Origin of the sequence: Leclercia sp. G3L (assembly GCF_021117075.1) — a bacterium.
In the GTDB taxonomy this organism is placed as follows: Bacteria; Pseudomonadota; Gammaproteobacteria; order Enterobacterales; family Enterobacteriaceae; genus Enterobacter; species Enterobacter adecarboxylatus_C.
This window is the reverse complement of the sequence record NZ_CP088265.1, coordinates 1816471-1839688: the sequence shown is the minus strand read 5'-3', so window position 1 is coordinate 1839688 and position 23218 is coordinate 1816471. Positions and strand designations below refer to the sequence as shown.

Annotated in this window: 19 protein-coding genes, 1 tRNA gene and 4 pseudogenes; 14 read left to right on the top strand and 10 right to left on the bottom strand. The window is 51.6% G+C overall.

The genetic code is table 11. The annotated features are described in order from the left end of the window. Window positions 1-3 precede the first annotated feature (3 nt). Window positions 4-1017 (bottom strand): tRNA (adenosine(37)-N6)-threonylcarbamoyltransferase complex transferase subunit TsaD, encoded by a 1014-nt coding sequence (gene tsaD, locus LRS40_RS10260; protein ID WP_231313637.1) that lies wholly within the window; start codon window positions 1015-1017, stop codon window positions 4-6. Between the two features lie 236 nt (window positions 1018-1253). Between tsaD and rpsU the strand changes: the two genes are divergently transcribed. The 3 genes from rpsU (at window position 1254) to rpoD (ending at window position 5448) form a co-directional block, all read left to right on the top strand. Further along, on the top strand, window positions 1254-1469 hold the full coding sequence (rpsU, locus tag LRS40_RS10255; protein ID WP_001144069.1) for a 30S ribosomal protein S21: 216 nt from the start codon (window positions 1254-1256) through the stop codon (window positions 1467-1469). Between the two features lie 236 nt (window positions 1470-1705). After that, entirely contained in the window at window positions 1706-3451 is a 1746-nt protein-coding gene (gene dnaG / locus LRS40_RS10250) for a DNA primase (protein WP_142487144.1), read from the top strand. Window positions 3452-3558: 107 nt separating this feature from the next. Continuing rightward, entirely contained in the window at window positions 3559-5448 is a 1890-nt protein-coding gene (gene rpoD, locus LRS40_RS10245) for an RNA polymerase sigma factor RpoD (protein WP_255673660.1), read from the top strand. 212 nt (window positions 5449-5660) lie between these two features. On the opposite strand, the gene mug is transcribed toward rpoD, so the two are convergent. Then, window positions 5661-6167, bottom strand: coding sequence for a G/U mismatch-specific DNA glycosylase (gene mug / locus LRS40_RS10240; RefSeq protein ID WP_231313635.1), 507 nt, complete (start codon window positions 6165-6167; stop codon window positions 5661-5663). Between the two features lie 125 nt (window positions 6168-6292). Here mug and LRS40_RS10235 point away from each other — a divergent pair. The 5 genes from LRS40_RS10235 (at window position 6293) to LRS40_RS10215 (ending at window position 9440) form a co-directional block, all read left to right on the top strand. Continuing rightward, window positions 6293-6368 (top strand) — tRNA-Ile (locus LRS40_RS10235). Between the two features lie 72 nt (window positions 6369-6440). Continuing rightward, window positions 6441-7292, top strand: coding sequence for a hypothetical protein (locus LRS40_RS10230; RefSeq protein ID WP_213705951.1), 852 nt, complete (start codon window positions 6441-6443; stop codon window positions 7290-7292). A 108-nt stretch (window positions 7293-7400) separates the two neighbouring features. Then, window positions 7401-7622 carry an AlpA family transcriptional regulator gene (locus tag LRS40_RS10225; RefSeq protein ID WP_225988644.1) on the top strand — a complete coding sequence of 74 codons (222 nt, stop codon included), beginning with the start codon at window positions 7401-7403 and terminating at the stop codon, window positions 7620-7622. Window positions 7623-7739: 117 nt separating this feature from the next. Further along, complete coding sequence (locus LRS40_RS10220; RefSeq protein WP_213705950.1) at window positions 7740-8855, top strand: inovirus-type Gp2 protein; 1116 nt, start codon at window positions 7740-7742, stop codon at window positions 8853-8855. A 27-nt stretch (window positions 8856-8882) separates the two neighbouring features. After that, window positions 8883-9440: a hypothetical protein gene (locus LRS40_RS10215; RefSeq protein WP_151586505.1), complete on the top strand. Its 558-nt coding sequence runs from the start codon at window positions 8883-8885 to the stop codon at window positions 9438-9440. A gap of 395 nt (window positions 9441-9835) precedes the next feature. Here LRS40_RS10215 and LRS40_RS10210 read toward each other — a convergent pair. From LRS40_RS10210 to LRS40_RS10200, 3 genes and pseudogenes are all read right to left on the bottom strand, one after another. Next, a pseudogene (locus LRS40_RS10210) lies at window positions 9836-10460 on the bottom strand (transposase). A gap of 183 nt (window positions 10461-10643) precedes the next feature. Further along, window positions 10644-12092: pseudogene (locus tag LRS40_RS10205) on the bottom strand (type I restriction endonuclease subunit R); the annotation flags it as partial. A 7-nt stretch (window positions 12093-12099) separates the two neighbouring features. Next, window positions 12100-12797, bottom strand: a protein-coding gene (locus LRS40_RS10200) for an IS1 family transposase (RefSeq protein ID WP_231313631.1) whose coding sequence is annotated in 2 segments (ribosomal slippage) — window positions 12100-12548 and window positions 12548-12797 — 699 coding nt in all. Because the reading frame shifts where the segments join, the coding sequence is not laid out codon by codon here. A gap of 214 nt (window positions 12798-13011) precedes the next feature. On the opposite strand from LRS40_RS10200, the gene LRS40_RS10195 reads away from it, so the two are divergent. Beyond that, a complete protein-coding gene (locus tag LRS40_RS10195; protein ID WP_150325477.1) occupies window positions 13012-13527 on the top strand; it encodes a GNAT family N-acetyltransferase in 516 nt (171 codons plus the stop codon). 27 nt (window positions 13528-13554) lie between these two features. Here LRS40_RS10195 and tsr read toward each other — a convergent pair whose 3' ends face one another. From tsr to LRS40_RS10175, 4 genes and pseudogenes are all read right to left on the bottom strand, one after another. Next, a complete protein-coding gene (gene tsr / locus LRS40_RS10190; protein ID WP_231313634.1) occupies window positions 13555-15222 on the bottom strand; it encodes a methyl-accepting chemotaxis protein in 1668 nt (555 codons plus the stop codon). Between the two features lie 219 nt (window positions 15223-15441). After that, window positions 15442-16452, bottom strand: a complete 1011-nt coding sequence (locus LRS40_RS10185; RefSeq protein WP_231313633.1) for an Ldh family oxidoreductase — start codon at window positions 16450-16452, stop codon at window positions 15442-15444. Window positions 16453-16540: 88 nt separating this feature from the next. Beyond that, on the bottom strand, window positions 16541-17587 hold the full coding sequence (locus LRS40_RS10180; protein WP_231313632.1) for a zinc-binding alcohol dehydrogenase family protein: 1047 nt from the start codon (window positions 17585-17587) through the stop codon (window positions 16541-16543). A gap of 70 nt (window positions 17588-17657) precedes the next feature. Next, window positions 17658-18356 (bottom strand): annotated as a pseudogene (locus tag LRS40_RS10175) (IS1 family transposase). A 57-nt stretch (window positions 18357-18413) separates the two neighbouring features. Here LRS40_RS10175 and LRS40_RS10170 point away from each other — a divergent pair. The 4 genes and pseudogenes from LRS40_RS10170 to LRS40_RS10155 form a co-directional block, all read left to right on the top strand. Next, window positions 18414-19724 (top strand): annotated as a pseudogene (locus tag LRS40_RS10170) (DEAD/DEAH box helicase family protein); the annotation flags it as partial. A gap of 48 nt (window positions 19725-19772) precedes the next feature. Continuing rightward, window positions 19773-20470 (top strand): IS1 family transposase gene (locus tag LRS40_RS10165; protein WP_231313631.1). Its coding sequence is split into 2 segments (ribosomal slippage): window positions 19773-20022 and window positions 20022-20470, totalling 699 coding nucleotides; the frame shifts between segments, so codons are not numbered across the junction. A gap of 38 nt (window positions 20471-20508) precedes the next feature. Continuing rightward, on the top strand, window positions 20509-20760 hold the full coding sequence (locus LRS40_RS10160; protein WP_220434820.1) for a hypothetical protein: 252 nt from the start codon (window positions 20509-20511) through the stop codon (window positions 20758-20760). Between the two features lie 112 nt (window positions 20761-20872). Beyond that, window positions 20873-21049: a hypothetical protein gene (locus LRS40_RS10155; RefSeq protein ID WP_163424167.1), complete on the top strand. Its 177-nt coding sequence runs from the start codon at window positions 20873-20875 to the stop codon at window positions 21047-21049. A 4-nt stretch (window positions 21050-21053) separates the two neighbouring features. On the opposite strand, the gene LRS40_RS10150 is transcribed toward LRS40_RS10155, so the two are convergent. Continuing rightward, the gene (locus LRS40_RS10150) at window positions 21054-22361 is read right to left on the bottom strand and encodes a site-specific integrase (RefSeq protein ID WP_114385718.1); all 1308 of its coding nucleotides are present in this window, start codon (window positions 22359-22361) and stop codon (window positions 21054-21056) included. A 597-nt stretch (window positions 22362-22958) separates the two neighbouring features. On the opposite strand from LRS40_RS10150, the gene LRS40_RS10145 reads away from it, so the two are divergent. Then, complete coding sequence (locus tag LRS40_RS10145) at window positions 22959-23195, top strand: hypothetical protein (RefSeq protein WP_231313630.1); 237 nt, start codon at window positions 22959-22961, stop codon at window positions 23193-23195. Window positions 23196-23218 lie beyond the last annotated feature (23 nt).

The window sequence follows — 23218 nt, the reverse complement described above, 5'->3', positions numbered from 1 at the left end:
CCATCAGGCGGCAGGCAGTTCAGCCAGCGGCCAGCGCGGACGAACGGAGACGCTCAAATCTGCCGTCGCGTCGGGCTTCAGACGCACCATCCCGGCATAAGCGATCATCGCCCCGTTATCGGTGCAGAACTCCGGACGGGCATAGAACACTTCACCGCGACGCTTGTGCATCATCTCCGCCAGCTTCGCGCGCAGGGTACGGTTGGCGCTGACGCCACCCGCCATCACCAGACGCTTAAAGCCGGTCTGATCCAGGGCGCGCTTGCACTTGATCATCAACGTATCCACCACCGCATCCTCAAAGGCACGGGCGATATCGGCGCGAGTCTGATCGTCGTTTTCATTATTACGGATGGTATTCGCCGCAAAGGTTTTCAGACCGGAGAAACTGAAATCGAGCCCCGGACGATCGGTCATCGGGCGCGGGAAGACGAAGCGCCCTTCCGTACCCTGCGACGCCATCTTCGACAGCATCGGGCCGCCAGGGTAATCGAGCCCCAGCAGCTTGGCGGTTTTGTCAAAGGCTTCACCCGCCGCATCGTCAATGGATTCGCCCAGCAGTTCATACTGACCGATTCCGGTGACGCCGATCAGCTGGGTATGGCCGCCGGAAACCAGCAGCGCCACGAACGGAAATGCCGGTGGATTGTCTTCCAGCATCGGCGCCAGCAGGTGCCCTTCCATATGGTGAACCGGGATCGCCGGCACATCCCACGCGAACGCCAGCGAACGCCCGATGGTCGCGCCCACCAGCAGCGCGCCGACCAGACCCGGACCGGCGGTGTAGGCCACGGCGTCGATATCTTTTGCCGTTAAGCCCGCCTCTTTCAGCGCCGCCTGAATCAATGGCACCGTTTTACGTACATGGTCGCGGGAGGCCAGCTCCGGCACCACGCCGCCGTAGTCAGCATGTAATTTCACCTGACTATACAGTTGGTTGGCGACCAGCCCTTTTTCATCGTCGTAAATTGCGATGCCGGTTTCATCGCAGGATGTTTCAATACCCAGTACACGCATGACTTGTTTTACCTCACTCAGATACCGCGCAGTGTAGAGCCTGGGCGGGTTGATGTAAAACTTTCCTCACCCCTGGAGTTCTCTTCGTGTATACTCCTCACCCTTATAAAAGTCCCTTTCAAAAACGGCCGCGGTGCTTTACAAAGCAGCAGCAATTGCAGTAAAATTCCGCACCATTTTGAAATAAGCTGGCGTTGATGCCAGCGGCAAACCGAATTTATAAAGGTGAGAGTTACATGCCGGTAATTAAAGTACGTGAAAACGAGCCGTTCGACGTAGCACTGCGTCGCTTCAAGCGTTCATGCGAGAAAGCAGGTGTTCTGGCTGAAGTTCGTCGTCGTGAGTTCTATGAAAAACCAACGACCGAACGTAAGCGCGCTAAAGCTTCTGCTGTGAAACGTCACGCGAAGAAACTGGCTCGCGAAAACGCACGCCGTACTCGTCTGTACTAATCTTTTGAGGACGCACGTCCTCAATTGTCAGACAGAGTAGTAGTCGTAAGGCCGTGCTTCCGGAAGGAATGCGCGGCTTGTTTTCGTTTATGAATCAGGATTTACACAAAATCATTCACGCTGTATCAAGGCGGCAAGTGAGTGAATCCCCGGAGCTTACTTAAGTAAGTGACAGGGGTGAACGAGCGCAGCCAACGCAGAGGCAGTTTGAAGGATGAAGTGTAATCACGGGGCCTATGGCTGGACGAATCCCACGCGTATTTATCAATGATCTGCTGGCAAGAACCGACATCGTCGATCTTATCGACGCGCGGGTAAAGCTGAAGAAGCAGGGCAAAAACTACCATGCGTGCTGTCCATTCCATAACGAAAAAACCCCCTCTTTCACCGTAAACGGTGAAAAACAGTTCTACCACTGCTTCGGCTGTGGGGCGCACGGCAACGCCGTCGACTTTCTGATGAACTACGACAAGCTCGAGTTTGTTGAAACCGTCGAAGAGCTGGCTGCCATGCACAACCTTGAAGTGCCGTATGAAGCAGGCAGCGGGCCAAGCCAGATAGAGCGTCATCAACGACAAACGCTGTATCAGCTGATGGACGGCCTGAACGCATTTTATCAACAGTCTCTTAAGCAACCTGCCGCTGAGCCTGCGCGTCAATATTTGAACCAGCGCGGACTGAGCGACGATGTTATTGCGCGTTTCGCTATTGGTTACGCCCCTCCCGGCTGGGATAACGTGTTAAAGCGTTTTGGCGGCAATAGCGAAGATCGTAAATCCCTCATCGACGCGGGCATGCTGGTCACTAATGACAAGGGACGCAGCTATGACCGCTTCCGCGAACGGGTGATGTTCCCCATTCGCGACAAGCGTGGCCGGGTAATTGGTTTTGGTGGACGCGTGCTGGGCGATGCCCTGCCGAAATACCTTAACTCCCCGGAAACCGACATTTTCCATAAAGGCCGCCAGCTGTACGGCCTGTATGAAGCCCAGCAGGATAACGCTGAACCGCAGCGCCTGTTGGTGGTCGAAGGCTATATGGATGTGGTGGCGCTGGCGCAGTTCGACATTAACTATGCCGTTGCGTCTCTGGGCACCTCCACGACCGCCGACCATATTCAGCTGCTGTTTCGGGTGACCAACACCGTGGTCTGCTGTTACGACGGCGACCGTGCCGGGCGCGAAGCCGCATGGCGCGCGCTGGAGACGGCACTGCCTTATATGACCGACGGGCGTCAGCTACGCTTTATGTTTCTGCCCGACGGCGAAGACCCGGATACGCTGGTGCGTAAAGAGGGCAAAGCGGCTTTTGAAGCGCGGATGGAGCAGGCTCAGCCGCTCTCCACGTTTCTGTTTAACAGCCTGATGCCGCAGGTGGATTTGAGCACCCCGGATGGCCGCGCCCAGCTGAGCACGCTGGCTTTGCCGCTGATTACTCAGGTACCGGGCGAAACGTTGCGCATCTATCTGCGTCAGGAGCTGGGTAAAAAACTCGGCATTCTGGATGACAGTCAGCTTGAACGTTTAATGCCAAAGCTGGCGGAGAGCGGAGCGGCTCGCCCCGCGCCTCAGCTAAAACGCACAACCATGCGTATACTGATAGGACTGCTGGTGCAGAATCCGGAACTGGCACCGAAAGTGCCTTCTCTGGCAGGTCTGGACCATGAAAAGCTGCCGGGACTTGGCTTATTCGCAGAACTGGTCAACACTTGTCTCTCACAGCCAGGTCTGACCACCGGGCAACTTTTAGAGCACTATCGCGGAACAAAAGCGTCCGCAACCCTTGAAAAACTGTCGATGTGGGACGATATAGCAGATAAAGATATCGCTGAAGAGACCTTCACCGACTCGCTCAACCATATGTTTGATTCGATGCTTGAGCTACGGCTCTCTGAATTGATCGCCCGCTCGCGGACCCATGGGTTAACGCCAGCAGAACGCGAAGAGGTGCGTGTGATTACTGAAGCACGTGCCCGGAAATGAATTTAACGGCTTAAGTGCCGAATATCGTTCGGGTAGATCCCGACAGCCGCACTGAGAGGCAGCGGCAAAAATACAAGTACGCCCTCGCTTTAAAGGTTGGCAGCCGTATCGCCGACACCAATCAAACGAATAAGTGTGGATACCGTCTTATGGAGCAAAACCCGCAGTCACAGCTGAAACTTCTTGTCCAACGTGGTAAGGAGCAAGGCTATCTGACCTATGCCGAGGTCAATGACCATCTGCCGGAAGATATCGTCGACTCCGATCAGATCGAAGACATCATCCAAATGATCAATGACATGGGTATTCAGGTGATGGAAGAAGCCCCTGATGCCGATGATCTGTTGCTTGCTGAAAACTCAAACAACACCGATGAAGATGCAGAAGAAGCTGCTGCACAGGTTCTGTCGAGCGTTGAATCTGAAATCGGCCGCACGACGGACCCGGTGCGCATGTACATGCGTGAAATGGGTACCGTTGAACTGTTGACCCGCGAAGGCGAAATTGACATCGCTAAACGTATCGAAGACGGGATCAACCAGGTTCAGTGTTCCGTTGCCGAATACCCTGAAGCCATCACCTATCTGCTCGAGCAGTACGATCGCGTGGAAGCAGAAGAAGCGCGTCTGTCCGATCTGATCACCGGCTTTGTCGATCCGAACGCGGAAGAAGACCTTGCCCCTACGGCGACGCACGTCGGGTCTGAACTGTCTCAGGAAGAGATGGATGATGACGAAGACGAAGATGAAGAAGACGGCGACGACGACAGCAGCGACGATGACAACAGCATCGACCCTGAACTGGCGCGTGAGAAGTTCGGTGAGCTGCGTACGCAGTATGAGGTGACCCGCGACACCATTAAAGCCAAAGGCCGCAGCCACGCAGCCGCTCAGGAAGAGATCCTGAAGCTTTCTGAAGTGTTCAAACAGTTCCGTCTGGTGCCAAAACAGTTCGATTACCTGGTTAACAGCATGCGCGTCATGATGGACCGCGTCCGTACCCAGGAACGCATCATCATGAAAATGTGCGTTGAACAGTGCAAAATGCCGAAGAAGAACTTCATCACCCTGTTCACCGGCAACGAAACCAGCGAAACCTGGTTCAACGCGGCTATCGCGATGAACAAGCCGTGGTCTGAAAAGCTGCGTGATGTGGCTGACGACGTACACCGTGGCCTGCAGAAGCTGCAGCAGATTGAAGAAGAGACCGGCCTGACCATCGAGCAGGTAAAAGACATTAACCGTCGCATGTCCATCGGTGAAGCGAAAGCCCGCCGTGCGAAGAAAGAGATGGTTGAAGCGAACTTGCGTCTGGTTATCTCTATCGCCAAGAAATACACCAACCGTGGCCTGCAGTTCCTGGATCTGATTCAGGAAGGCAACATCGGTCTGATGAAAGCGGTTGATAAGTTCGAATACCGTCGTGGTTATAAGTTCTCCACCTACGCCACCTGGTGGATCCGTCAGGCAATTACTCGCTCTATCGCGGATCAGGCGCGCACCATCCGTATTCCGGTGCATATGATTGAGACCATCAACAAGCTCAACCGTATCTCCCGCCAGATGCTGCAGGAAATGGGCCGCGAGCCGACGCCAGAAGAGCTGGCCGAGCGCATGCTGATGCCGGAAGACAAGATCCGTAAGGTGCTGAAGATCGCCAAAGAGCCAATCTCCATGGAAACGCCAATCGGCGACGATGAAGATTCGCATCTGGGTGATTTCATCGAGGATACCACCCTCGAGCTGCCGCTGGACTCTGCGACCACCGAGAGCCTGCGTGCCGCTACGCACGACGTACTGGCTGGCCTGACCGCCCGTGAAGCGAAAGTCCTGCGTATGCGTTTCGGTATCGACATGAACACCGACCACACGCTGGAAGAAGTGGGTAAACAGTTCGACGTTACCCGTGAACGTATCCGTCAGATCGAAGCGAAGGCGCTGCGTAAACTGCGCCATCCAAGCCGCTCTGAAGTGCTGCGTAGCTTCCTGGACGACTAACCGTCCTGAACGTAAAAAGCTCCCTACGGGGAGCTTTTTTTTGGCTTTTTTCCCTTCGCTCTGTGGCAGAGTGCCCCCTAAAAAGCGCCCGGCGGCGCTTTGCTTGCACGGGCCTACGGATCCCGTAGGCCGGGTAAGGCGTAGCCGCCACCCGGCAGTTCGCGCCTTCTCCCATAGAGAGGTCAGGCTGAGGGCATCAGCCAGCAAAGGAGCTAAAGCCCGCGCGTCACCAGCGCCTCATCCAGCTCCCGATACGCCTCCACCAGTTTCTCCACCGTCGCCCTGTTCAGCCCACTCGGATTAGGCAACACCCACACCTGGGTCACGCCGATGGTGATACTCTGCTTTCCCCACTGCACGCCCCGCTGGCTGAACGCCTGCTCGTACGCCTGTTTACCCAGGATAGCCAGCGCTGCTGGCTGATAGTCCTCAATCTTCTTAATCAGTTCCCGCCCGCCGCTGCGCAGCTCATGCAGATTCACCTCGCTCGCCTGCACCGTCGGCCGCTCCACCAGCATAGTGATGCCGCAGCGCGTGTCCAGTAGCTGCTGCTCCTCTTCCGGCTTCAGCAGCTTGTCGGTAAACCCGGCCTGGTAGATCACCTTCCAGAAGCGATTTCCGGGGTGAGCAAAATGAAAACCGGTATGGGCGGAGGACTTTCCCGGGTTGATGCCGCAGAACACCACCCTCAGGCCTGGCGCAAGGATTTCGTTGATCATGATTACTCCCGCTTAATGGTTCAGGCTCTAAGTATAAGAGATTGAAAATGGGTTGTTTATAAAAACAGCAGGCAGGTGGGTAGCTCTGGATTGCGGCGAGGAGTTACTTTATAATCCTCCGCCACGGCCCCTTAGCTCAGTGGTTAGAGCAGGCGACTCATAATCGCTTGGTCGCTGGTTCAAGTCCAGCAGGGGCCACCAAACAAAACAAGGGCTTAGACAGGAAACTGACTAAGCCCTTTTTGTTTTTTAGCAATCTGGGTGATGTAATGGGTGACGTTACTTCACCGCCACTACCAATCGAGAATTGAAATCGGTATGAATTTTTCAGACATGCTGGCGGTTGCAGCAAAGAAACGAAAAAAGTATCCGGAACCAGATGACTGCGTCAGCCTGTATCATATTTTGCGTTCGGCCAAACATTGCTACCCACATTCCCCATATGCGGATATCGCCTCATCGCTCGTAAAGCTTCTTACAGATCAACATGATTTAAGATTCTTTGTACTTGGCAAGGAGTCAATCACTGATGTTGAGTTATTAAACCATGCTAAAGCTTGCACATTATCTTACCAAAGAGACAAACAAGAAAAACTGACATTTGAGGAGGTGGTGAATTCCAGGACTGCCATACATTTTTCCCAGTTTCTGTCTGGGATCACTGAATCATCTCTGTCAAAGGAATCACTTCATACGCATGGCTTCTTACGTAAAGAGCTCGCGCCACTCCTTGAGTTCGAACTTCTCGACACGTATGAAGATGAACCAGATTATAAAGAAAAATATTTCGCCCTCCTGACTGAACGAGAGAACAAACCCTCTCCTCCACTAAAGGGGGAAAACTATGCAATTAAGCGAGAGGAGTTACTAATTGCAGTTCTTGCGCTTATTCAGCAAAACCAAAAAAGCAGCCAAAAAACTGTTGTCCCAACAGTTACAGACCTTATTGATACCCTCGAGAAACACGCTATAAATTTTTGGCCCTCCACAGGGAGCTTACCTATGTCTCGCCAGGCGGTAAGTGAGCTGCTTGGTTTTGCATTGAATCTTTTTGAACGTCCGACTCAGGACATTGAAAGTCTTAGAGCAGCGAAAAAACAAAAAAGAAAAAACGTTGATAAATAATAAGTTACGCAAGGTACTATAGGACCTTTCACAAGGTACGGAGGTAAACTCACTCTGAGTCTGATTAAATCTCAATGGTTTCAATACACTTCATTGGGAGTCAGCAGTTTGAAAAATAAACCAACCATGTCTGATAAGGTTATCGCCCTTCATCAGCCCCAACGTCTGATTCGCATCAGTGCAATGCTTGAGCTTCTCGGTTGCAGCCGTACAACCCTGTATCGTTGGGTAAAGTCCGGAAACTTTCCTCAACCCCTAATGCGTGGCGGTAAAACCCTCGGCTGGCCTGCCAGTTTGTATGAAGGCTGGCTTGCGCAAAATGCGAAATAACCATCGAATCAAAGGGCTGGAATTTCCAGCCTTTCTTTTCTCTGTTGGTGTAACCAGCTGAAACAATAAGCTCATCAAATCATAACAGCGCAACGAATCGAACTTTAATATAACTCCATGATAAATAGTAAAACTGCCAGCAAAGATTCTATTCTTCAATGCGCGGTAATTAATAATATTACCCGGAGCTCTGCTTACCCTGACATCAAAGCTGGTGGGGAGTTTCTCTTTGACAATGTACTCTGGCCAGTTATGCCTGAGGAGAGTCAGCAGAATATAAAAATCATGAATTCTCTGTTCCGGGCCATTGATAAAACTTACCGCTGTTGTTCTCGCTTTCTGGCAATACGCTATGACTTTCACTTGCCTCAATACAGTCCTGACAATAGAGTTATTACTGCCTTCCATAAACTGTTAATTCCTGCCCTCAGGAAGCTCTATCCCAAAAGCTTCATGCGGGTGTTTTGGGTCAGAGAGCAGAATAAGGCTCCCGCTCAGCATTACCATTATCTTCTGATGATGGATGGCAACGTTGTCCGCCATCCCCACAAAATTAATCAGCTGGTGAAGTGCTATTGGAAGCACGCTACCGACGGTAGGGTCTGGTTACCTAAGCACGGGTACTATCTGGTTACCCGGGACGATACCGAAGCCCTAACGGCATTGCTCCTACGGGTTAGCTACTTTGCCAAGCGATACTCAAAAACACATATCGCTGATGGTATTGACCTTTCCGGGACTCAGCATTACTCATGCCTGAAAAAAGCCAGACGTATCAAGCCAGCTCAATTGCAGATTAATCCTGCTGCTTCTGTACCTGCGCAGAAACATTGCCCTTTACCCGGCAAACTGGATCCACTTTTTGCAGAGAAGGAAAGCCAGTTTTCAGGCGAGCAGATTGAATATGAAACGCCAGAGGACTTGTTCAAGTATGTAACGACGCCAGTGGATATAAAAGCACTTCGCAGTAAAGCTCTTTTAAGAGCACTACGGAGACTGCATACGCACAAGAAAAAAGATTCAATAACCACACTGCCCGGTAGCATTCATTCAAGCCTGACTCCCCATTGGCTGCGTCACTTTGAGCGCTACTATCGAGAGTACTGGCCTTGCAATATCAGCGTCAGGCAGTACTGCCACTGGTATTACCTTAATCCAGGCACCGCAGGCCGCTACCTGTGCAATTACCCAGCGAGTCTAATCAATCCGTGGTTATTGAAAGCTTGGTTGTAGCAAATTACTAAAAAGCAGGAGAGGTAAATGGATACTGAGGGTAATAATGAATATGACTGGGGTATTATCGAAAAAAACATACGCCGTATATATGGGAACAAAGCATACCGACGTATAACAGAGGATGAATGGTGGAGATATAAATATTGTGAGCGTCGAAAAATGCTTAAAAAACAATTAGCACGAAAAAAGAATTTTGTCGCTAAGTCATTGGCATTTTCTTCTTTTCACGATGATCCAAACACTGTGGTGAAGAAAAATAGACGAAATGGTCAACGCAGTCGGTGGAATATCGATAGGTTTTCCAGAAGAATTTATATTGAAGATTTGGGATCGCTTGATACCGTGGCGCATTTATTGACAAAAATGTCATGGCATCCCCACCACTCATATATTTTTGCTGTAGCACTCTATCCCGGCGTAACCAGCAAACAATTAGCAGAACACCTCGGAATGACCAGCTCAAACCACAGAATGGTATTCCGACGTTTGAACAATGACCTTTATCTCGTTGGCTGGCAATTTGTTTCATGTCAGCTGAATGCTCAAAACAAACCATGGGGCTGGTATCTGGAGAAAATTTGAGACGTGATCACAAAATGTGATCACGTATATCTGATCACATTCGCTTTGCCTGAACCGGTATATCTGATCACCCATTCGTGGAATACTAGCGACGAGTAAGGCCTTACCCTGTCTGGGTTAGTAAGCATTTTGATGTTTTGATCAGGTGACGTAAACGCCACAAAAAAACCGGTGTTCAAAAACACGAAATAAATTTCGTTTGTCTCGTTACGGGCGATCAATAAAGTGATCAAATGATCACTATGATGATACTTGCAGCCCTGAGATGGCTGCTTTGGCTGCTGACTGTTGAAGAATAACACTGACTGAGTTAATCAGGAGTCCAAACATAACATTCTGTTGGTAGTTTGCCGGGTCGTTGTCATCCTTCACCCCATAGTTGAATACTGTAGTGGTCAACTAAAACTGGCCACCGCGTTAGAGTTTTTCCAGTATCGGTTTTCCGATTCGTTTGGTGGTAACCCACAGTTATATTCATGCGGCCTGAGCGCGCTGTAATACCCAACGATATAGTCCGTTATAGCGTGAGCTGCTTCGCTGAAGCTTACGTAGCCCGTCACCGGAACCCATTCGTTCTTCAGGCTCCTGAAGAAGCGATCCATTAGGCTATTACCGTCTGGTTTTTCAGGACGGTTTTGCCAGTATTTGTAGCTGCTGCGATGAACCCCGAACACGTGGCAGAGAGAGGCCACTGGATAACGCGCCCTGAGCTTCCCGATTAACGAGAACTGTTCAGGGAGGCTGACATCAAGAGCGCGGTAGCTTTTTTAATATTTATTTTTTAATTTCAATACGTTGTAACTTTTTCTTCAGCTCACGTATTTCGATTTGTTCTGGTGTTATCGGAGAGGCTTTTGGTGTTTTGCCCTGACGCTCTTCGCGCAGCTGCTTGACCCATTTCGTCATCGTGGAAAGACTGACATCAATAGCTTTTGCAGCATCAGAGACGGTGTAGTTTTGCTCGACAACCAGCTGAGCGGATTCGCGTTTGAATTCAGGACTAAAATTTCTTCGTTTCATTGGTACGCCTGTATTGTTCTGAGATGAGCATATCACCTCTATTCAGGTGGCCAAATTCAGTAAACCACTTCATCCCTACAGGGAGTGGGCTAGTAGTTTCAGATCTACCACCGCAGATGGGGATACATTTTACCTGCGTTCCAAACCAGGCAACGCATCCCCACTACTAGTCAACTTGAAAAACTAAGCCCCTTTCAACATATCAAACACCACGCGGGCAAAACCCTTCGCCAGTTCAGGGTTAGAGAGGTATTGCACCATCATCTCCTGCTGGGCGTCGTTGCTGTCCATCACGGCATCATCAATGGCTTTCGGAAAATCGCCCAGCATCGCCTGTTCGCGCGTATTGTTTGCAATCTGGGTCATCACCGCCTGGTTTTCTGACAGCTTGTCGCGCACCGCGAAGGCATAGTTAATCATGTCTTTATCGGTGAGATTATCGGTCACGAACAACTCGTTCAGGCGGGCCAGGATATTCGACAAAAACTCTTCTTTCTTGTCCTTCGGCTTCGCCGTACCGACATTATTACCCGGTTTGATTTTGTATTCCGCCGCATCTTCCTGCAGCTTCAGGTGCTGTTCATGAAGCTTCGACAGGCGGTAATGGCTCATCTCCACGTTGCTTAAATCAATCTCATCTTCTTCGATGCGCTGCTCATGCAGCAACGGACGCAGATGGCGGGCAAACAGGCTCAGCTCCTCCAGGTTCTTGTCGTCGTAATCGACGATTTGCGACATAAACTCGTAAAAGCGGACAAAGCTGCCGAGATCTTTCTTGAAGATATCCAGCTTACTTTTTTCTTTCTCGCACTCTTTGAAAGTGTTTTCCGCATTGGTGATCAGCACAATATCGCCGGTCTTCTTGGTGCGTTCAAACATCTCTTTGGCCAGCACATATGCATCAATCGCCGAGGTGTAGCGATGTTTCCAGCGCTCCACCGCAGGTTTGCAGATATTGCTAATGGCGGCGTTGGATTTGTTTTTACTGAAGAACGCCTCGCAGAACTGCTCCACTTCTTTCCACAGGAAAATACCGCTGGTGCGCAGCTTTTCAAACAGTTCAAAGACGAGCTGCGGATCGCTGACATCCGTCAGTTCTGCTGTCTGGTAGTACGGCTGGAAAGAACCCAAAATATCGTCAGGCTCATTGTAGAAATCGAGCACAAAGGTGCCGGACTGCACCTTCCCAGGATAGGTGCGGTTCAGGCGCGACAGCGTCTGTACGCACTCAACGCCGCCCAGCTTTTTATCCACATACATGGCGCACAGTTTGGGCTGGTCAAAACCGGTCTGGAATTTGTTGGCCACCAGCATCACCTGGTAGTCGTCGGTATCAAACGCTTTGCGCATATCCCGGCCTTTGAGGCCTGGGTTCATATTGATTTCGGTAAACTTCTGATTAAGCAGCGCAAGGCTGTTTGGGTCACTATCAAAAAATTCCACTTCCCCGGAGAACGCCACCATCGCGCTGATTTTGTCGTACTTTTGCTCGGCGAGATATTTATCAAACGCCAGCTTGTAGCGCACCGCCGCCTTACGCGAACTGGTCACCACCATCGCTTTAGCCTGGCCGGCCAGTAAGTGCATCACATGCTTACGGAAGTGCTCTACAATCACCTTCACCGGTAATGACTCCAACTTACTGATAGTGTTTTATGTTCAGATAATGCCCGATGACCTTGTCATGCAGCTCCACCGATTTTGAGAACGACAGTGACTTCCGTCCCAGCCTTGCCAGATGTTGTCTCAGATTCAGGTTATGTCGCTCAATGCGCTGAGTGTAACGCTTGCTGATTACGTGCAGCTTTCCCTTCAGGCGGGATTCATACAGCGGCCAGCCATCCGTCATCCATACCACGACCTCAAAGGCCGACAGCAGGCTCAGAAGACGCTCCAGTGTGGCCAGAGTGCGTTCACCGAAGACGTGCGCCACAACCGTCCTCCGTATCCTGTCATACGCGTAAAACAGCCAGCGCTGACGTGATTTAGCACCGACGTGGCCCCACTGTTCGTCCATTTCAGCGCAGACAATCACATCACTGCCCGGTTGTATGCGCGAGGTTACCGACTGCGGCCTGAGTTTTTTAAGTGACGTAAAACCGTGTTGAGGCCAACGCCCATAATGCGTGCACTGGCGCGACATCCGACGCCATTCATGGCCATATCAATGATTTTCTGGTGCGTACCGGGCTGAGAGGCGGTGTAAGTGAACTGTAGTTGCCATGTTTTACGGCAATGAGAGCAGAGATAGCGCTGATGTCCGGCAGTGCTTTTGCCGTTACGCACCACGCCTTCAGTAGCGGAGCAGGAAGGACATCTGATGGAAATGGAAGCCACGCAAGCACCTTAAAATCACCATCATACACTAAATCAGTAAGTTGGCAGCATTACCCGTGCCCGCAGGGGTATTTGAAAAATATGCGCTGGGTATTACCCCTGGTCAGAAACGGCTGTTGAGCATTCGCAAAACGCCGGATAATGCGATGATTATCAGTAACTTTTATTCGCCAATTTTGGTTTGCGCCGGTTAACGACAGGCTATACTTGCCCCATGATAACTCTCGTTCGTCCGACCACTGCTGCGGATATCGCCGCACTTCCAGACATTGAACGCGCCGCCGGGCAATGCTTTCGGCAGATCCCCGAATTGAGCTGGCTCGCTCAAGGCCCCGTCATCTCTGCCCGTTGCCATCAGCATTATCTGCAGCAGGAAATGAGTTGGGTGGTAGAACACAGCGGTCAACCGCGTGGTTTTCTGTTAGCAGAAGCACAGGATTCGACGCTGTTTATTGTCGAGCTCTCCGTGCATCAGGCGAGTCAGGGAATAGGGTTAGGTCGACGCCTTCTTAGCGATGTCGCGGTAGAGGCCAAAGCAAGGAGCTTCACGTCGCTCACGCTCACCACCTTTCGGGATGTACCCTGGAACGCGCCGTGGTATGCCCGAATGGGATTCGAAATGCTACCGGAAACGTCATTGAACGCTGCGCTACGGCAAAAGCTGGCACAAGAAGTGGCGCACGGCATGGCGTATGAATCACGCTGCGCCATGCGCCTGATGCTGAGCTAATGCGCCCTGACAGGGGCGCATGTCATATCAGAAGGTTTCCCAGTTTTCCCCGGTGTCGGTTGCCGCCGCTTTACGCAGCGTATCCGGCGCTGGCGCAGCGGCCACGCTGACCGGTTCGCGCGCGGTACTTGCCTGGCCCTGCTGGATGCGGAACACGGCCACCGCCTGCGTCAGTCGGCTAGCCTGCTCTTCCAGCGCCGCGGCGGCTGCCGCGGACTCTTCCACCAGCGAGGCGTTCTGTTGGGTGACACGGTCCATCTCCGATACCGCCAGGCCAACCTGGTCGATACCCCGGCTCTGCTCGTCAGATGCGGAAGCAATTTCGCCCATGATATCGGTTACGCGGGTCACCGCATTCACGATTTCATCCATGGTTTCGCCCGCGCTTTCTACCAGCGTGGAACCGAGGTCAACGCGGTTTACCGAGTCTTCAATCAGGCTCTTAATTTCCCGTGCCGCCTGGGCGCTGCGCTGCGCCAGGTTACGAACTTCACCGGCGACCACCGCAAAACCACGCCCCTGTTCACCGGCACGTGCGGCTTCCACCGCGGCGTTCAGCGCCAGAATGTTGGTCTGGAAGGCAATACCGTCAATCACGCTGATAATGTCGGAAATTTTCTGCGAACTGGCGGTGATATCACGCATGGTCTGCACCACGTTATCCACGACTTTACCGCCCTTCTGCGCGGTTTCCGATGCGCTCAGCGCCAGATGGCTCGCCTGACGGGCGTTTTCGGCGTTCTGCTTCACGGTCACCGTCAGCTCTTCCATACTCGCCGCCGTCTCTTCCAGAGAAGCCGCCTGCTGCTCGGTACGTGAAGAGAGATCGTTGTTACCCATCGCAATTTCACTCGCGCCGCTGTAAATCGCGTGAGCCCCCTGACGAACTTCGCCCACGGTGCGCGCCAGTTCACCCTGCATATGGCGCAGAGAGTGTGCCAGCTCGCCCATTTCGTTGTCGCTTTCCACGTCGATGCGTTTGACCAGGTCACCGCCCGCAATGTGGCGAATGCTGTCGATTAAACGATTCAGTGGTTCGATAAGCGTCTTGCGCACGCCCAGCCAGACGGAGATGATCAAGGCCAGTACGGCGATCATCATGCTAAACAGGATCCACATGGCCTGCGTGTAGGAGGCATTGCTGTCGTTGACCGCCAGGTCGTACAGGCTGTCGTTCTGTTGCAGATAGTTGACGTACGCCTTCTCAAAGCCGTCCTGATAACCCTGAGTCGGTTGGTCGAAGAAGTCGTTGATTTTGCCTGCACCCAGCAGTTGGATAAGCTCGGACAGCGCGCCGTGGTAGATGTCGTAGTTACGTTTGAGTTCCAGCGCCGCCGCTTCGCTCTGACGCGGGTCACGCGGCATCGCTTCGTACTCGGTCCAGCGTTTTTCCGCATCAGACAGTGATTTGGTGGCAATCTGCATCAACTCGGCAACGGTAGCGCCGCTGCCGATATTGTTCTGATCCATCATGTAACGGATCCCGGCACGGTTCAGGGTATTGTGGGTTTGCAGCAGAGCAACCCAGCTCCCGTTCAGCCAGGACTGCTGCTGACGCACAGTTTGCAGAATGGTGAAGTCCTCTTTGCCATGCTTCAAAGAGTTAAAGAACAGTCCCCCTGACGCCAGCTGTAACAGGCCAAACAACACCAAAACCAGCACGAGGCTGGTGACGATCTTTATACGTTTTAACATGTTTCTCTTTCCTCCGGACGAATAACGAGTTTTCGGCGGGAAAAGACAAAACTTTATAGAAATTGTGACTATTAATACGGGTAGCTGCGCGATTTTGCATCACCGAGCGTGCCTATTCCCCCTCACCCTAGCCCTCTCCCCATAGGGGAGAGGGAACCGATGAGTGCAGATTGACGGATCGCGTGGCCCGGCCAAGCGCAGCGCCGCCGGGGATGCTCGTTACCCGCGCAGCGCACAAATCTCGTCGTACAGGCCACGAGAAACATCCAGCCCATGCAGCTCACTTCGCTCGCGCGCCAGATAGCGCCGCTCGCCAGGCAGTCTCGCGCCCTGCGCCTGCATGCCGCTAAACAACGTCTCAGCGCGCGCCAGATGCGTCCCGGCCTCTGCTCCCAGGAAACGCTGAGGGTCGAGCGCCAGAATCAACTCGCCGCCGTAAGGCAGGCCGCCCGCGCCGTTATCCCACGCCAGCGATTCGGCGCTGGTCATATCGCCAATCAGCGGGCCGGCGAACAGTTCCACCATCGCCGCCAGCGCCGAGCCTTTATGGCCGCCGAAGGTCAGCATCGCCCCGTCCAGCACCGCCTGCGGGTCGGTGGTTGGCTGGCCGTCGCTATCAATCCCCCAGCCTTCTGGAATTGGCTTACCCGCCCGTTGGTGCAGCTGAATTTCACCGCGCGCTGCGGCGCTGGTCGCCATATCAAAAATAAACGGCGGCTTCGCACCGCGTGGCCAGCCGAACGCAATCGGGTTGGTGCCGAACAGCGGCTGGGTGCCGCCCGCCGGGGCCACCCACGCGTGGCTTGGCGTACAGGCGTAACCCACCAGCCCCACGTCGGTCAGCGGTTCCACGTCGTCAAACAGCGCCGAGAAGTGCACGCAACGGTTGATCGCCAGCGCCGCAATCCCACAGTAGCGAGCTTTTTCAATCAGCAGCGGCAGCGCCTTTTCATAGGCACACAGCGAATACGCCCCGTTGGCATCCGCTTTAACGATAGCGGGCGCCTGATCGACAATCGTCGGTTCCGCATCCGGCGACACCTTGCCTTTGCGCAGAGTTTCTACGATCCCCAGCAGGCGCCACAGGTCGTGTGAAGCACAGCCGTCGCGTTCACCCGCGGTGACGTTGCGGGCGATAGCGTCGGCGTGTGCGGCTGAAAATCCGTTTGAGCTGAGGACGTCGAAGGCCAGTTGATAGGCTTCCTTAAGCGCGATGTTTACCGTTGTCATGTTTTTCTCCATATTGTCGGACAGGCTTTAGCGCAGACGGAGGTGCAGGTTTTACTTAGTTAAAATATTGATTTACATCATATTTATTTTATTGAGCGACAGCAATGTTCTCGCTAAACTCTATCACGCCTTTAATCAGCCGTGGATTATTGATGACATCTCGTTCATAGGTGCTACCCAACTCATCAAAGTGCAACCGGTGAGTCAGCAGCATGTCGGCGCGCAGCAGCCCACGCTGCATCAGCTCCCCCACCCGCGCAAAGTCCGCTTTTGTGGCGTTTCGGCTGCCCAGCAGCGTGGTCTCTTTTTTATGGAACTCCGGATCAGAGAACTGCAGGTCGCCTTTAAACAGGCCGACAAATACAATGCTGCCGCCGTGGCGAATCAACTCCACCGCGCGATTCATCGACTGCGCGCTGCCGGTGGCATCAATCACCGTCTGTGCAAGGTCACCGCCAAAGCTATCGCGCAACTGAGTGAGGAAGTCATCGGCCAGCGGATCGAGAGCCGGTAACGCCAGCTGGTGCGCCACATGCGCGCGGCGCTCCGGGCTAGTATCCACCATCACCACCTGCGCGTCTTCCGCCGCCGCAATGGCTGCCGTCCCCAGCCCAATTGGCCCAGCGCCCACCACCAGGACCGCGTCACCGGGCTTCACCGCCGCACGGCGAACCGCATGTGCGCTGATGGCAAACGGCTCGATCAGCGCAACCGCTTCGGGTGCAATGCCTTCCGCCAGCAGGATGTTTTGCTCAGGTACGCATAAATATTCGCTGAACCCACCATCACGATGTACGCCAATCACCGCAATATTTTCACAGCAGTTCTCTCGCCCGCTCCGGCACGCAGAACATTCATGGCAGGAGACATAAGGGATCACCGCGATCTGCTGACCAACGTGCCAATGGTCAGTCTGGCTGCCGAGCGCGACGATCGTCCCGCAAATTTCATGTCCTAATACGCGAGGGTAGCTGAAAAAAGGTTGTTTCCCTCGCCACGCATGAATATCTGTTCCGCAGATACCAACCGTTTTTACCTTTATTAAGACCTCATGTTGTTGTGGTTTTGGAATATTTCTTGATTGCCACGTTAATTCCCCCGGTTGCTGACAAACCCATGTTTTCATCATTGCCATTACGACGTCTCCTGTTTTCGTTATGGTTGTTATTGTGGATTTCAGAGCGTTTCAGGGTAATGACTCCAACTTACTGATAGTGTTTTATGTTCAGATAATGCCCGATGACCTTGTCATGCAGCTCCACCGATTTTGAGAACGACAGTGACTTCCGTCCCAGCCTTGCCAGATGTTGTCTCAGATTCAGGTTATGCCGCTCAATTCGCTGAGTGTAACGCTTGCTGATTACGTGCAGCTTTCCCTTCAGGCGGGATTCATACAGCGGCCAGCCATCCGTCATCCATACCACGACCTCAAAGGCCGACAGCAGGCTCAGAAGACGCTCCAGTGTGGCCAGAGTGCGTTCACCGAAGACGTGCGCCACAACCGTCCTCCGTATCCTGTCATACGCGTAAAAACAGCCAGCGCTGACGTGATTTAGCACCGACGTAGCCCCACTGTTCGTCCATTTCAGCGCAGACAATCACATCACTGCCCGGCTGTATGCGCGAGGTTACCGACTGCGGCCTGAGTTTTTTAAGTGACGTAAAATCGTGTTGAGGCCAACGCCCATAATGTGGGCGGTTGCCCGGCATCCAACACCATTCATGGCCATATCAATGATTTTCTGGTGTGTACCGGGCTGAGAGGCGGTGTAAGTGAACTGTAGCTGCCATGTTTTACGGCAGTGAGAGCAGAGATAGCGCTGATGTCCGGCAGTACTTTTACCGTTACGCACCACGCCTTCAGTAGCTGAGCAGGAGGGACAACTGATGGAGATGGAAGCCACGGGAGCACCTCAAAAACACCATCGTACACTAAATCAGTAAGTTGGCACCATTACCGCCTGCCGATAGCAACCCTCGAACTGAAGTCTGAATTTAAGCAGACGGTGCAAAACGCCATTACGCAATATAAGAAAACGCGTTTGCCAAAAGACTCAGGCACCAATAAACCCGAGCCGCTGCTGACCTTTAAACGTGGGGCGCTGGTGCACTTTGCCGTCAGCCAGTACGAAGTGTTTATGGCGACCAAACTTGAGGGCGATAAAACCTTCTTCCTGCCGTTTAACAAAGGCACCCATGACGGCGGCGCGGGGAATGATATCCCGGAAGATGCCAACGACTACGCCACCAGCTACCTGTGGAATGAGGTGCTGCTGCCGGACAATCTGCTGAAAATTCTCGCGAGCTTCGTGCATCTGCAAATCGTCGAAAAAGAAAACGCCATTGGCCTGAAGTACAAAAGCGAGAGCCTGATTTTCCCGCGCTATCACCAGTGGGATGTGGTGAACAAACTGATTACGGCCGCTACGGTGGAAGGGACTGGCAACAAATACCTGATTCAGCACAGTGCCGGGTCGGGCAAATCGAACTCTATCGCCTGGACAGCTCACCAGCTTTCCCGCCTGTACGATGAGCATGGCGAGAAGCAGTTCCACTCGGTGATAGTGGTGACGGACCGCACCGTGCTTGACGACCAACTGCAGGACACCATCTATCAGTTTGAGCATCAAGATGGCGTGGTCGGGCGTATCAATAATAAAGAGGGGGATGGTTCTAAATCGGAGAAGCTGGCGAGCGCGCTGGAAAACTCGCAGCCAATCATTATCGTTACCATTCAGACCTTCCCGTTTGTCCTGAAGGCGATTGAAAACAGCGTCAGCCTCAAGCAGCGTAAATACGCGGTCATTGCCGATGAAGCGCACTCCTCGCAGAGCGGTTCTACGGCGCGTCAGCTGAAAGAAGTGCTGATGACCGAAGAAGTAGATGACGATGTGGAGATGTCTTCAGAAGATATTCTGGATGCCACCGTCGCCGCGCGTAAAGGCAGCAACAACCTCAACTATTACGCCTTTACCGCTACACCGAAAGCCAAAACCCTGGAGCTGTTTGGTCGTCGTCCTAATCCGCAGGAACCAGCGTCGAAAACGAACAAACCGGAAGCATTCCACGTTTACTCCATGCGCCAGGCCATCGAAGAAGGTTTTATTCTCGATGTACTGAAGAACTACACCAACTACAAGGTGGCGTACAAGCTGCTGCAAAACCTGGAAGATCCTGATCGGGAAGTGGACAGCAAGAAAGCTAAGATCAAACTGAACCAGTGGGTCTCGCTGCACGATCATAACGTGTCGCAGAAGGTGAAGGTGGTAATGCTGCCAACTTACTGATTTAGTGTATGATGGTGATTTTAAGGTGCTTGCGTGGCTTCCATTTCCATCAGATGTCCTTCCTGCTCCGCTACTGAAGGCGTGGTGCGTAACGGCAAAAGCACTGCCGGACATCAGCGCTATCTCTGCTCTCATTGCCGTAAAACATGGCAACTACAGTTCACTTACACCGCCTCTCAGCCCGGTACGCACCAGAAAATCATTGATATGGCCATGAATGGCGTCGGATGTCGCGCCAGTGCACGCATTATGGGCGTTGGCCTCAACACGGTTTTACGTCACTTAAAAAACTCAGGCCGCAGTCGGTAACCTCGCGCATACAACCGGGCAGTGATGTGATTGTCTGCGCTGAAATGGACGAACAGTGGGGCCACGTCGGTGCTAAATCACGTCAGCGCTGGCTGTTTTACGCGTATGACAGGATACGGAGGACGGTTGTGGCGCACGTCTTCGGTGAACGCACTCTGGCCACACTGGAGCGTCTTCTGAGCCTGCTGTCGGCCTTTGAGGTCGTGGTATGGATGACGGATGGCTGGCCGCTGTATGAATCCCGCCTGAAGGGAAAGCTGCACGTAATCAGCAAGCGTTACACTCAGCGCATTGAGCGACATAACCTGAATCTGAGACAACATCTGGCAAGGCTGGGACGGAAGTCACTGTCGTTCTCAAAATCGGTGGAGCTGCATGACAAGGTCATCGGGCATTATCTGAACATAAAACACTATCAGTAAGTTGGAGTCATTACCGGGATGTTAATACATTCGATTCCATGGTTGAAGCACTGCATTATCATATGTACCAGCATGTTGTGCTCGTTAACTCAGGGGAATTCGGAGGATCTTACGCTAAAGCACCTTACAAGGAACCGTTTAATCGTTTGATTGCTCATGTTCATGGCAATGATCAGGTAGCTATAAGTACGTTTGAAATGAACATGTTTGATTTCCGTCGTGATAATGTAGGACAAAGTATGCAATCCGGGTTAGATAAAAAAACTGCTCCTGCAGGAATCACAATGTAATAAATATTAGATATTTTTATATTAGAGGTGAGGAGATGGCGTCACCTCTAATATTTTCGCTTATTGTATTTAGCATCAAATAATAAAGGCACAATTAATTTAATTGACTATCATGAAAAAATTAGTTCCGCCATATCAAGTAACCCCGGCACAAATCTATCGTTCCGTTGCCAGTTCTACAGCCATTGAAACCGGAAAACCCGTGCAAGAAATTGAGCGACAGCTCAAACGTAACCGAACACTGGCGAAGAACGTCGGCCTCGCCAGCAAATCCAGAGATCCGATTTAAGCCTCTATCTCTGCCCAAACAGGTTAACGACATTGTTTTCCTGCTGTTGCTGGTGGTTATTCACCCGAGACTCCCAGATCTCGAGAGCCTTACGCTTTTCAACCAGGTAATCGTAACGATCGTAGTGTTTAGAACTCACATCCTGTAGAGCATGGTTCTGAATGCGGTCACGCAGGTCTTTAGCAATACCCGCTTCGCCCATCAGGGTCTTACAGGTACGACGAATATCACGCGCAATAAAAGATGGGCTCAACGCAAAGTGTTGCCGGTAATAAATGATGGCTTGTGCAAAGCTGTCTGTGCGTAGATGCTGTTCCGATTTAATACGCTGCGGGAAGATGTAAGGACTCTGACTATGATTCTCAGCCTTCAACTTTTCGAGTATCTCAATGGCTGACTCAGTCAAAGGCACCAGATGATCCCTTTTATTTTTCGACACATCCGCCACTATCAATAACGTTTTTTCTTCCCAGTTAACGGCATCCCAACGGCTGGAAACCAGCTCATGAGGCCGCTGGCCCCCCGTATAGACACATAAGTTAAGCAATTGGCTGATTAACGAGCCGACCTTTGGTGCTTTAGGGAAATCCCCCATAAGTTGCTGTAATTCATCCAGTTTCAGCCAGTTTGTCCCTGCCTTCTCCGCTGCAGATTGTTTAGGTATCACACTCACTGGATTCATTTGAAGCCCAAACATCACGTTCTGCTGGTGGTTTGCCGGATCGTTGTCAGCCTTCAGCCCATAATTGAATGCTGCCATCAGATAAGAGCGAACACGATTTGCTTCAACTGATGCACCACGTTTAATAATGGTGGCCAGAATTTGTTTAATATGAGCAGGTGTAACGTCACGAGCTTTCATCACTTTAGGTATAAAAGGATAGGTTTCTTTTTCCAGCCGGTACAAAACCTGTTGCCAGGTGCGTTTACCATCTTCACGCATTTTGGTGGTGTAACCCAAAATGAGTTGCTCAATGCTGCCTCTGAGCTGGTCTTCACGTTGTTGTTGTTCGGCAGAGAAAAGCTGCTCTGCGATTTCGGCCTTGGGTGCTTTTCCTTGTTTAAGAAGACCCGCATGCTCTTTGCATTGCTGTCTGGCTTGTGCCAGTGACAGCTCAGGGAACCGCCCTAGCAGAATGAACTGCCGTTTCCCTTGCCAGAAGTAGCGATAATAAAAAACTCTCTGGCCTGATGGCTCAACTTTCACCCCTAATCGCCCTGCCCCACGTTCACCACTTTTGTCCCACTCATAATAGGCAGTTTTCTTCGGCTTTAAGCCGCTGATCAGCGAGACGGTTAAATTATCAGACATAGCCTTTTTCAGTCCTTAGGTGTTACGTCACCTGAACATTTACAGGTGACGTAGTGGGTGACGTAATGATGATACTGAAGGCCAAAACACAGCACAACATGAAACAACAATAATGAATTAACACTATGTTATTAATCAAAATAAAATCATAGCGATGAAAAATGCACAAAGATGAAACGCGTTGTTAACATGACTCATAATCGCTTGGTCGCTGGTTCAAGTCCAGCAGGGGCCACCAAATAAAACAAGGAGTTACGAAACAAAACGTAGCTCCTTTTTGTTTTTAGGGATATGCCAGGGATATTGCACACGGGGATTGATGGTGATGCATGAGGCTGTCAGGTAAGGCCACATGTGCAAAAAGGTAAGTTGCAGATGTCGTTTTGTGTAATTTTGCCTATCTTTTCTCAATTCCAGATTCTTTCCCAGCGCTTAGCTTTACGCCATCTCATTATGGTGTAGTCTTCTCTAAAACCATCTTCTGTGACAGCACGTATCATTTGGGTGATAGCACTCGGGCGGTAGCGTCCTTTTTACTCTCCCACATCCAAAAGACTCCAAAAACTTCCTAAATTCTCCAGAAAAGGTTATTTTTTTATGCACAGCGTTAATTTTTATTCTTTCAGGATTTTGACCCATAAAGGTAGTAGAAAAAGTAAAAAACTTGGTGCGCTTGGTTTAAGCAATAAAAAAACAGCATATGAAATCATTGAAGATTATTTTAACTCTCATAAATTTAGCCCTATAGAATTTGGAGTATCGAAAACCAAATTATCTTTAGAGGGACATAAAAAATTAACAATCGACAAAGCGGTGATGCTGCCAACTTACTGATTTAGTGTATGATGGTGTTTTTG

Excerpts from the sequence above, each read along its gene's own strand:
- tsaD (WP_231313637.1), bottom strand. The coding sequence starts at position 1,017 with ATGCGTGTACTGGGTATTGAAACATCCTGCGATGAAACCGGCATCGCA.
- tsr (WP_231313634.1), bottom strand. The coding sequence starts at position 15,222 with ATGTTAAAACGTATAAAGATCGTCACCAGCCTCGTGCTGGTTTTGGTG.
- LRS40_RS10155 (WP_163424167.1), top strand. The coding sequence starts at position 20,873 with ATGAAAAAATTAGTTCCGCCATATCAAGTAACCCCGGCACAAATCTAT.
- dnaG (WP_142487144.1), top strand. The coding sequence starts at position 1,706 with ATGGCTGGACGAATCCCACGCGTATTTATCAATGATCTGCTGGCAAGA.
- LRS40_RS10180 (WP_231313632.1), bottom strand. The coding sequence starts at position 17,587 with ATGGCAATGATGAAAACATGGGTTTGTCAGCAACCGGGGGAATTAACG.
- LRS40_RS10220 (WP_213705950.1), top strand. The coding sequence starts at position 7,740 with ATGATAAATAGTAAAACTGCCAGCAAAGATTCTATTCTTCAATGCGCG.
- LRS40_RS10145 (WP_231313630.1), top strand. The coding sequence starts at position 22,959 with ATGCACAGCGTTAATTTTTATTCTTTCAGGATTTTGACCCATAAAGGT.
- LRS40_RS10160 (WP_220434820.1), top strand. The coding sequence starts at position 20,509 with ATGGTTGAAGCACTGCATTATCATATGTACCAGCATGTTGTGCTCGTT.
- mug (WP_231313635.1), bottom strand. The coding sequence starts at position 6,167 with ATGATCAACGAAATCCTTGCGCCAGGCCTGAGGGTGGTGTTCTGCGGC.
- LRS40_RS10150 (WP_114385718.1), bottom strand. The coding sequence starts at position 22,361 with ATGTCTGATAATTTAACCGTCTCGCTGATCAGCGGCTTAAAGCCGAAG.
- LRS40_RS10195 (WP_150325477.1), top strand. The coding sequence starts at position 13,012 with ATGATAACTCTCGTTCGTCCGACCACTGCTGCGGATATCGCCGCACTT.
- LRS40_RS10215 (WP_151586505.1), top strand. The coding sequence starts at position 8,883 with ATGGATACTGAGGGTAATAATGAATATGACTGGGGTATTATCGAAAAA.
- LRS40_RS10185 (WP_231313633.1), bottom strand. The coding sequence starts at position 16,452 with ATGACAACGGTAAACATCGCGCTTAAGGAAGCCTATCAACTGGCCTTC.
- rpsU (WP_001144069.1), top strand. The coding sequence starts at position 1,254 with ATGCCGGTAATTAAAGTACGTGAAAACGAGCCGTTCGACGTAGCACTG.